This is a genomic window from Mesorhizobium sp. M7A.F.Ca.CA.001.08.2.1 (genome assembly GCF_003998455.1).
Classification (GTDB): domain Bacteria; phylum Pseudomonadota; class Alphaproteobacteria; order Rhizobiales; family Rhizobiaceae; genus Mesorhizobium; species Mesorhizobium ciceri.
The window spans coordinates 1-9,796 of record NZ_RZPW01000159.1; the positions used below are offsets into that span (position 1 = coordinate 1).

The 9,796-nt window shown below is 62.9% G+C and carries 9 protein-coding genes, 1 pseudogene and 1 riboswitch; of the genes and pseudogenes, 2 read left to right on the forward strand and 8 right to left on the reverse strand.

The genetic code is table 11. The features are described 5' to 3' along the window. From EN914_RS12100 to gcvT, 3 genes and pseudogenes are all read right to left on the reverse strand, one after another. Positions 1–1,135 (reverse strand): annotated as a pseudogene (locus EN914_RS12100) (glycine dehydrogenase); the annotation flags it as partial. A gap of 17 nt (positions 1,136–1,152) precedes the next feature. Then, positions 1,153–1,521, reverse strand: coding sequence for a glycine cleavage system protein GcvH (gene gcvH, locus EN914_RS12105; RefSeq protein ID WP_013531953.1), 369 nt, complete (start codon positions 1,519–1,521; stop codon positions 1,153–1,155). A gap of 5 nt (positions 1,522–1,526) precedes the next feature. Continuing rightward, entirely contained in the window at positions 1,527–2,627 is a 1,101-nt protein-coding gene (gene gcvT / locus EN914_RS12110; RefSeq protein WP_024505341.1) for a glycine cleavage system aminomethyltransferase GcvT, read from the reverse strand. Positions 2,628–2,776: 149 nt separating this feature from the next. Next, a riboswitch (glycine riboswitch) is annotated at positions 2,777–2,863 on the reverse strand. Positions 2,864–3,107: 244 nt separating this feature from the next. Between gcvT and EN914_RS12115 the strand changes: the two genes are divergently transcribed. Beyond that, positions 3,108–4,109, forward strand: coding sequence for a hypothetical protein (locus tag EN914_RS12115; RefSeq protein ID WP_024505340.1), 1,002 nt, complete (start codon positions 3,108–3,110; stop codon positions 4,107–4,109). Positions 4,110–4,146: 37 nt separating this feature from the next. On the opposite strand, the gene EN914_RS12120 is transcribed toward EN914_RS12115, so the two are convergent. Then, positions 4,147–4,875: a GntR family transcriptional regulator gene (locus EN914_RS12120; RefSeq protein ID WP_024505339.1), complete on the reverse strand. Its 729-nt coding sequence runs from the start codon at positions 4,873–4,875 to the stop codon at positions 4,147–4,149. 8 nt (positions 4,876–4,883) lie between these two features. Continuing rightward, the gene (locus EN914_RS12125) at positions 4,884–6,164 is read right to left on the reverse strand and encodes a D-amino acid dehydrogenase (protein ID WP_024505338.1); all 1,281 of its coding nucleotides are present in this window, start codon (positions 6,162–6,164) and stop codon (positions 4,884–4,886) included. A 224-nt stretch (positions 6,165–6,388) separates the two neighbouring features. Between EN914_RS12125 and EN914_RS12130 the strand changes: the two genes are divergently transcribed. Beyond that, the gene (locus EN914_RS12130; protein WP_024505337.1) at positions 6,389–7,186 is read left to right on the forward strand and encodes an aspartate/glutamate racemase family protein; all 798 of its coding nucleotides are present in this window, start codon (positions 6,389–6,391) and stop codon (positions 7,184–7,186) included. A 31-nt stretch (positions 7,187–7,217) separates the two neighbouring features. On the opposite strand, the gene EN914_RS12135 is transcribed toward EN914_RS12130, so the two are convergent. From EN914_RS12135 to EN914_RS12145, 3 genes are all read right to left on the reverse strand, one after another. After that, entirely contained in the window at positions 7,218–8,009 is a 792-nt protein-coding gene (locus tag EN914_RS12135) for a molybdopterin-binding protein (protein ID WP_024505336.1), read from the reverse strand. A 1-nt stretch (position 8,010) separates the two neighbouring features. Next, the gene (locus EN914_RS12140) at positions 8,011–8,892 is read right to left on the reverse strand and encodes a cytochrome b/b6 domain-containing protein (protein WP_024505335.1); all 882 of its coding nucleotides are present in this window, start codon (positions 8,890–8,892) and stop codon (positions 8,011–8,013) included. A gap of 97 nt (positions 8,893–8,989) precedes the next feature. Then, positions 8,990–9,667: a DUF1345 domain-containing protein gene (locus EN914_RS12145; protein WP_013531945.1), complete on the reverse strand. Its 678-nt coding sequence runs from the start codon at positions 9,665–9,667 to the stop codon at positions 8,990–8,992. Positions 9,668–9,796 lie beyond the last annotated feature (129 nt).

Sequence of the window (9,796 nt, forward strand, 5' to 3'; positions counted from 1 at the left end):
CCGTGTCGAAGCGGCTTGACCCGAGCACGGAGATGTTTGCTGCTTTGAGCCCGGCGGCAAGACGATTGGCCAGCGTGTGGATGCGCCCGGCAATCGCCTGCAGCCCGGCGGGGCCGTGCCAGATGGCATAGGCGGTCGCCATATTGGCGAGCAGCGCCTGCGCGGTGCAGATGTTGGAGGTCGCCTTGTCGCGGCGGATATGCTGCTCACGCGTCTGCAAGGCAAGCCGGTATCCGGGCCGACCCTTGCTGTCGGTGGACTGGCCGACCAGGCGGCCAGGCATCAGCCGCGTCAGCCTGTCGGAGACGGCGCAATAGGCCGCGTGCGGGCCGCCAAAGCCCATCGGCACGCCAAAGCGCTGCATCGGGCCGACGGCGATGTCGGCGCCAAGCTTGGCCGGCGCGTCGGTCAGCGTCAGGCCGAGCGGGTCGGCGATGAAGACGACGAGAGCGCCGGTCGCGTGTGCCTTGTCGATCGCTGCCTTGTGGTCGCCATAGACGCCAAATGTATCCGGCCAGGAGACAAGCAGGGCGGCGGTGTTGTCGTCGATCGTCTCGCCATCGATCTCGATGCCGAGCGGCTCGGCGCGGGTGCGCACCACGTCCAGCGTCTGCGGGTGCGGCGTGCCGGCAAGTGCTACCTTGGTGCGCTTGTCGCGGTGATGGCGCAGCGCAATGCCGACCGCCTCGGCCACGGCGGTTGCTTCATCCAGCAGCGACGCCGATGCCACCGGCAGGCCGGTCAGTTCGGTGACCAGGGTCTGGAAGTTGAACAGCATTTCCAACCGGCCCTGGCTGATCTCGGCCTGATAGGGCGTGTAGGCCGTATACCAGGCCGGGTTCTCGAACAGATTGCGCTGGATAACCGGCGGCACATGGACGCCGTGATAACCGGCGCCGATGAAGCTCTTCAGCACCGTATTCCCGGCCATGACAGCCGAAAGCTCAGCCAGCGCTTCCGCCTCGCTCGCTGGTGCCGGCAGGGCAAGCGGCCGATCGAGCCGGATCGACTTCGGGACGGACTGGCTGATCAGCGTCTCGATCGAGGGCACGCCGATGGCGGCCAGCATGGCTCTGGTATCGTTGAGGCCGGGACCGATATGGCGGGCCGAGAAGGGGTAGGGTGCTGCGGTCATCTCAATAAGTCCTGATATCAACCGATATGGGCTTTGTAGGCGGCCTCATCCATGAGACCGGCGAGCTGGCTTTCGTCGGCAAGCTTCATCTTCCACAGCCAGCCGGCCCCTGTTGCGGCCGAATTGACCAGTGACGGATCCGACGACAGCGTGCCGTTGGCCTCGGTGATCTCGCCGTCGACTGGTGCATAGACATCGGACGCCGCCTTGACGGATTCGACCACGACGGCGGTGTCGCCCTTGGTCAATTTCTTTCCCGTCTCCGGCAGTTCGACGAAGACGAGGTCGCCGAGCTGCTCCTGCGCGTAATCAGTGATGCCGACCGTGGCGATGCCGCCCTCGACGCGGAGCCACTCGTGATCTGATGTGAAATAGGTCGTTGCCATTGAGATCATCCTTTTCGGTAGCGATGCGGTGTGATGGGCAGGGAGCTGATATCGACTGGGATTTTCGTGCCGCGCACATCGGCGAAAACCCGTGTTCCGGGCTTTGCCAGAGGTGTCGAGACATAGCCCATGGCGACCGGATGGCCGGCCGAGGGGCCGAAGCCGCCCGACGTGACATGGCCGGCCGGGTTGCCGTCGGCGTCGAAGAGCGCGGCACCGCCACGCACCGGCTGGCGGCCTTCCGGCTTCAAACCGACGCGCTTTTGCGCGGGTCCTCGTTCCACCGCGGCGCGGAGCGCATCGGCGCCGATGAAAGTGCCGGAAGCGCGGATGTCCTTTGGAATTGCCCACATCAAGGCGGCGCTGGCCGGGTCGGTTTCCGGTGTGATGTCCTGGCCATGCAGGCAGAGACCGGCCTCCAGGCGCAGGCTGTCGCGCGCAGCCAGGCCGATCCACAGCACGCGCTCGTCTCCGAGCAGCTTCGCGACGAGGTCGCGTGCATCGGCCTCCGGCAAGCCGATCTCGAACCCGTCCTCGCCGGTATAGCCCGACCGGCTCATGAACCAGTTCTTGCGCGGTTCGACCCCATGCATGAACAGCAGCGAGCCGGTCTCGATGCCGGCGCGGGAAAGGGCGGCCCAGGCTTCAGGACCCTGGATGGCCAGGAAGACGCGGTCGAGCGGCTCGATCCTGGCGTCGAAATCCGCGGCAAGTGCACGCAAATGTTTTTCGTCGGCTACGGCGTTGCCGGCATTGGCGACCACCATGAACCTGGCATCGCTAAGCCTGGTGACGATCAGGTCGTCGAGGATGCCGCCTGCTTCGTTGAGGAAAAAGGACAGTTTGGATTGCGAGATTTCGAGCGCGCCGGCATCCAGTGGGCAGGCACGGTTGAGCAGTGCCGCCGCTTCCGGTCCGCTGACCTCGAACAGCTTCATGTGCGAGATGTCGAACAGGCCGGCCTGCTCGCGGGTGTGAAGGTGTTCCTTCATGACGCCGGCCGGATAGGTCAGCGGCATCGACCAGCCGGCAAAGGCGCCGAAGCGCGCACCGGCGGCCATATGGATATCTTCAAGGGGAAGGTGTTTTGTGTCGTCGCCCGTCATGTCGTCTCCAGAGTCGCACGCAATCGGTCGCGAATGGCGACCAGTCCGTGCCCCTCTGTCTGAAGCCTGAGAGACTCGCGCAGCCGGAACTCTGTCAGCGGCGCTTACACCTTCGGCGCGGGGGCAAGCCCCGACTTTCCAGAGTGTCTTTCCCGTCTACGGTTCTTTTGCCTGAGAGATTTCGGGCGATTTCCCCTTCGGCGACAGCTCTCGCTGTTCTCTCCCGCAAACAGGTAGGACTCAAGACCCTGAGTCCTCGACGCGCCATCCATAGCTTGCGCGCGACGGCTTGTCACCTGTCAGCAACATCTAAAGCGCATGCATGTCGTTCTTCAAACCGCGGCACGCTGTCAGGCGACATGCGTTGGCGACAAGTCTTCACTAACCACGCCGTTTGCCGGTTTTTCAAGACACTGCTGATATGTTGGCTTGTATGACGCTATGGGGCCGGCGCTTGGCGACGGCGGACGGGGACGACAAATGGGCGAATTGATCATGAGCGCGCCGGTGGCCGGGCTGACCTCGAAAAGCCGCATCGCCGCGGAGGACGTGGCGATGTTGCGCCATGAAGTGTTCGGCGACGGCGTCGTGACGCGTGGCGAGGCCGAGGCGCTGTTCGCGCTCGATGCCACGGCGAAGGACAAATGCCAGGAATGGCCGCCCTTCTTCATTGAGGCGGTCACCGACTATATCGTCCACCAGGAAAAGCCATCGGGCTATATCTCGCAGGACAATGCCGACTGGCTGATCCGCACGATCTCGCGCGACGGCATGGTCGACAGCCGGACCGAACTCGAATTGCTGGTGCATGTGCTGGAACAGGCGAAATCGTCGCCGGCCCAGCTTTGTGTGTATGCGCTGGAGCAGGTGGCGCATGCCGTCATTGACGGCAAGGGGCCGCTGATGCTCGGCGGCGCGCTGGCTCCGGGCCTCGTCGCGCAGGCGGAGGTCGAGCTTTTGCGCCGGATACTCCATGCCCATGGCGGCGACGGCAACATCGCCATCACGCGCGCCGAGGCCGAGGTGCTGCTCAAGATCAACGAGCGGACTGCTCAAGGACAAAACGATCCGTCCTGGAACGAGCTGTTCGTCAAGGCGATCGCCAATTTCGTCATGTGCTCGGCCGGCTACGAAGCACCGACGCGCGACGTGGCGCTGCGCCATGACGCCTTCCTCGAACATGCCGATCCGGAAATCGGCGGCTTCTTCAGCCGCATGATCTCCGGCGGGCTTGCCGGCATCATGGAGGCCTACCGATCTCCTGGCGACATCGAAGCCGAATGGGAAGCCAAGAACAGGGCGGCCGAGGCCCTGGCCCACCGTGCCGAGACGATCGATGCCGGCGAAGCCGGCTGGCTGATCGAACATATCGGCGTCGACAGGCCTCTTTACGAGAACGAACGCGCGCTGCTGACCCTGATCAAGCACGCCTCGCCGGAAATTCACCCGGCGCTCAGGCCGCTGCTCGACAAGGTTGCCTGACCGGCCAGGGATTGCTTAATCGGATCCGGGATGCTGGTCAGATCTGATCGACGTCGACGTATATCCGGGCCAGGCCTTCCCGGACGGTCGACATGGCATCGGCGACACTGATGTCGATGTGGTCATGCATGAGCCTTGCGGCCGTGTCGGCATCGCGGGTTACCATGGCTCGGGCGATTTCGCTGTGTTCGGTGTAGGTCGTCGACAGTCGCCGGTGCTTCTCCACTTCGATCTTGCGAACGAAATGGATGCGCGTGTTGATGCCTTCGAGCATGCGCGCCAGTTCGGGATTGCCTGACAGCCTGGCGATGCGGATGTGAAACTCCTCGTCCCTGGCGGTCAGCTCGGCGCTGGAAAACGAGTCGGCGCGCGCCATGGTGAGCGTCCACCAGTCGACGAGCGCGGCGAGCTCTTCATTGGTCGCGCGCTGGATCGCCAGCCTGACGGAGCGCTCCTCAAGCACCGCCCGCACGTCGGAAAGATTGACGACCTCGTCGACATCGAAGCCGCGGCAAAAGAAGCCGCGATTGGTCTGGAAGGTGATGAGTTCCTCCGTGACCAGCCGCTGGAGGGCCTCCCGGATCGGGCTGCGGCTGACATTCAGCCTCGCGGCAAGCGCCACTTCGTTGATGCGCTCGTTCGGCTTGAAGCGATAGTCCATCGCCATGCGACGGATCTCTTCATAGACGCGCGGGCCGGTCTTGATCGGCTTGGATGCCAACGCCGCATCGTCGTCCTGGTTGCTGTGCCTGGTGGGTCGGAGCATGGCGTCGGTCAAGCCTTTGCGGCGCTTGGTTCGGCGAACCGCGCCTGTGTGGGAAGGATACCGTCGAGGGCGATCGGCGCAGCCCGGCCGGCGATCAGTTCGGCGACGATGCGGGCCGATCCATGCGCCATCGTCCAGCCGATATGGCCGTGGCCGGTGTTCAGCCAGAGGTTTTTGATGTTGCGCAGGCCGAGGATCGGCAGATTGTCGGGCGTCATGGGTCTCAGGCAGGCCCGCATTTCGGCGCGATCATAGGCGATACCGCGCGGGAACAGGTCCTGCGTGATGCGCTTCATGAAGGCGAAATCCGAAGGCTTGTGGCTGCGATCATAGCCCGCGAATTCCGCGGTGGCGGTGACGCGGATGCGATCACCCATCGGCGTGATGGCAACGAGATTGTGCTCATCGATGACGGGGAGTTTTGGAGCCAGCGCCGGGTCGACGATGGGAACGGTCAGGGAATATCCCTTGACCGGATAGATCGGCAGACCAAGGCCGATCTTGCGGGCGAGGATCGGGCTTTCGGCGCCGAGACACAGAACGTAGGCGTCGGCCAGAAATTCTCCCTTGTCGGTGACGACCCGGATGATCGCGTCATTCCTGCGTTCGATCCCGACGATCCTCGTGCTTGTCAGGATCTTGCCGCCCCTCGTTTCGACGATGGCCGCCAGCGCGCGCGTGAACTTGGCGGCGTCGCCGGTTTCATCGGTTGGACACATTATGCCGCCGGCAATGCTGCCGCGCGACGAAGCCAGCGCCGGCTCGCGGTCAATGATTTCCTGTGCGTCGACAATGCGGATCTCCTGGCCGTCGGCCTCCAGCAGGCGCATGTTGGCGACGCCCTTGTCGAGCGCCTGACGGCTGCGGTGGAAGTAAAGGATGCCGGCCGAGGTCCTGTCGTACTGGATCGCTTCCTCCCTGACGACCGCCTGCAGGACCGATTGGGAATGGACCGCAAGCCGATGTTTGAGGAGGGTATTGCGACGCGCTTTGGCGGCCGTGCATTCCCTGAGGAAGCGCAGCGACCAGCTGTAGAGATGCGGGTCGGCGGAAAGTTTGAAGCGAAGCGCCTGGTCTTTCAGGAACAGCGACTTCAGCAGGATTTTTGGCGCGGCTGGCGATGACCAGACGAAGGAGTGACCGGGCGCGATCATGCCGGCATTTGCCCAGCTCGCGCCCTCGGCCACCTGCGGTGCCTGCTCGAGAACAGTGACCGCGTGGCCGTCCTTTTGCAACTGATAGGCGGTGGTGATCCCGACCACGCCGCCGCCCAAGATCAATACGCGCATTGCTGTCCCGAAGGGCTGTGTTCCTATTGTCGACAATTCAATAGGAAGACGCCGATCCCTGTCAACGGTGAATGGGTCGGCGACGGACAAGCGATCCGCGCAAGCGCAAAATTCAGGCGTTTACCGGTTCCCAGGATCTGCACAGAGCCCTTGACAGTTTCGGCAATATCGCCGTTTCTATTGTCGACAATTCTGATTGAGGACATCAGGAAGGGCACTGCACCATGGACGCCCCGGTTACGCGCGCCGACGACACGCTTGTCCTCGACAAGGAACACATTCCCTTCACGACCGATGACGGTATCGGCACGCGCGCCAATCTCGGCCTGCTCGTGCTGCGGACCGACCAGACCATCGAGGATGAATTCCGCTATGCGCTGCCCGCGCGCGACATCGCGCTGTACGAGGCGCGGCTCTACAGCGATGTCGAGATCACACCGGAAAACCTGATGAAAATGTCGGCGGTAATCCCGGCAACGGTGGGACTCTTGCCCGACGTCAAGTTCGATGTGATCGGCTTTGCCTGCACGTCGGGAGCGCTGGTCATCGGCGAGGATAAGGTTGCCGAGCGCGTTCACGAGGTGCTGCCTGGTGTGCAGGTGACCAATCCGGTGACCGCGGCACGCGCCGCGCTGAAGGCCCTGGGGGTCTCGAGGATCGCGCTGCTCACCCCTTACTTGGCGAAAATCAATCATTCGCTGCGGGCATCGCTGATGGCGCGGGGGATGGATATTCCGGTCATGGGCTCCTTCAACGAGGCGGACGACAATGTCGTTGCACGCATCACGCCGGCATCGGTCAAGCAGGCCATCTTGGAAATCGGTGCGTCGAGCGACTGTGATGCGGTGTTCGTTTCCTGCACCAGCATGCGCGTTGCCCGCATCATCGAGGAGGTCGAGAAGGAGTTGGGGAAACCGGTCACCTCCAGCAACCATGCACTTGCCTGGCATATGCTGCGGCTTGGCGGCATTGGCGAGCAGATTGCCGGAAAAGGCGAGCTGTTTCGCCGCTCGCTAGGCTAGCATCTTCAGCGCCGGATTTGCGGTGTGCAGCTCAGATCCCGCCGTACCAGTCATAGCCATTGTCTTCCCAATAGCCGCCCCTGCCACCGCCGACATCGGCAAAGCCGTCGACCAGTTCGATCTTGTAGAGATATTTCGGCATCTTGTAGCCGAGCTGGCGCTCGACGCGAACCCGCAGCGGCGCGCCGTTCTCGACCGGCAGCGGCTTGCCGTTCAGGCCGTAGGCGAGGATCGTCTGCGGGTGACGGGCATCGATGAGGTCGATGGTGCCGTAATATTTGATGTCGCCCGACAGGCTGCGGTCGATCGTGTCGAGGCAATGGAACATGACATAGCGCGCCTGCGGTTTGACCACCGCCTGGTCCAGCACCAGCGACAGCGGCGTGCCGGTCCATTTGGCTATGCAGCTCCAGCCTTCGACGCAGTCATGGCGGGTGATCTGGGTGCGGCTTGGCATGTTCTGGAGCTGCTCGCGGCTGAGCGACAGCGGCTTTTCGACGAGACCCGTCACTTCCAGACGCCAGTCGGCGAAATTGTTGGCGAGCAGGCCCTTGTAGACGTCGTCATCGGGAGCGGTGACACCATTCGGCCGCTGCGGCTGGCGGATATCGGCCTCGGTGAATTCCGGCGCCAGCGCGTCGCGTCCGGCCAGCAGGCGCTGTGCGCGGTAGGTCAGGCCATTGGCGTTTTCGAGGAAACTGCGCAGGCCGCTGCCGACGCTTAGCTGGCTGTCGAAGGCGTCGCAGCCCGACAGCATGATACCGGAAGCGCCAAGGCCGGCAGCGGTCAGGAATTTGCGGCGGCTGATCTCAAACTTCGCCATGTCAGGCACTCCTCTCGGCTGTATTGTCGTCCTGTGCGGGAGGATCGGTGCGGTACCAGCCGGTGATGATCGAGCGCAGCTCGTTGATCGGGCCGGCGGCCAGGATCATCAGGATATGGACGACGAAGAAGGCGACCAGCAGCACCATCACGGTGAAATGGATGGTGCGTGCCGTCTGCCGGCCACCGAGCAGATCGTTGAGGAAAGGCAGCACCGAGTTCATGCTTGGCGACATCGCCAGACCGGTGATGATCATCAGCGGCAGCAGCACGAACAGAACCCCGCCATAGGCCATCTTCTGCAGCGTGTTGTATTCGCGCGTGTGATGGAATTTGAGCTTGGCGTGGTCGACGATGTCTTGCGGCAACCGCTTCAAATCGTCGAGGCGTGGCGCGAGATCGCGCCGCAAATGGCCGTTCACGGTGCTGGCGACAAACCAGACGATCAACGTCGTGGTGAGTATCCAGGCAAAGAAGAAATGGATGACGCGCGCAGTGCCGAGATCATAGTAGGACGGGATGGTCGCCCAGGACGGGAAGGCGCGGGACGTCTCCTGGCCGGCCGGACCCGACCAGCCGAGCACCCCAGTGGTGTCGAAGCGCTTGCCGAAGATCTCCGTGTAGCCGCGCGGACCCGCATCGGAGTTCTCGGCGCCGATGGCGAAGATGGTGTTGTTGTAATCGAAGCCCGATTGCTTGCCAATATAGAGCTGCGGACGGGCATTGAAGATCTGCAGGCCGGACAACAGCATGAAGAACAGCGAGATCGCCCACAGCCAATGCGTCAGCCGCGTCCAGCGCGACTGCCGGTAAATCAGCGTTTTGTCGTTCGACGCCGAAGCGCCTGGATCGGCGGCGGATTGGCTTCTGGCAACGGATTCCATCGTGTTTCGTCTCCCGGCCTCGCGGCATGGCCTGCGCGCTCATTGTCCTCCTGATACGTCGCGATCCAAACCGATGTTTCATCCGATCACGGATTTATTACGGACCGCCCAGGCTGACGGCGAGATTGACGGCAGCGGCGACGATGACCGTGTTGAAGAAAAACGACAGGATCGAGTGGACAAGCACGACACGACGCATATGCGTCGTCGAGATGTTGGTGTCGGCGGTCTGCGCCGTCATGCCGATCACCGTCGAGAAATAGAGGAAGTCCCAACCCTCCGGCCGTTTGTCGCCCGGAAACAGCAGTCCGCCGACCGGGATTTTCTTCCTGGTCTCGGCATCCATCGCATCGCCATCCATCCAGTAGACATGAGCATAATGGAGCGCTGCCATGGCATGGATGGTGAACCAGCCGAGCGGGATCGACAGCAGCGCGAAGAAGAGCTCGATGGGATGGCTTCTGTCCTTCTGATTGATCAGCAGGAACAATGCGACAACGGCAACGCCGACGACGACAAGCGTCACGGCGAAGATGACCAGCACCGGCTGGTCGGTGGCGCGCGCATTCTTGCTCAGATACCTGCCGGTGAACTTCGGCATCTGGGCGACGACGAGAATGACATAGGCGGCAAAGAACGCGTTGGCGCCGATCGAATAGGCAAGCGGAGCGTGCAGCAGCAACGCCACCAGAAGCGCAAAGACGCCGAAGCAGGCAGACACAGCAAACAGCATGTGGCGCTGCATGGGTTTGTCTATCGGAGCTTCGGCGGCCATGGTGGTTCCAGCCCTGGGTAGCGCTAATCCGGTGTGGCCGATTTCATGGCACGCCGCAAGATGCGATCGAGTTCGCCCAGAAACCGCGACCGGTCTTGCGGCGTGCCATGAAATCGGCCACACCGGATT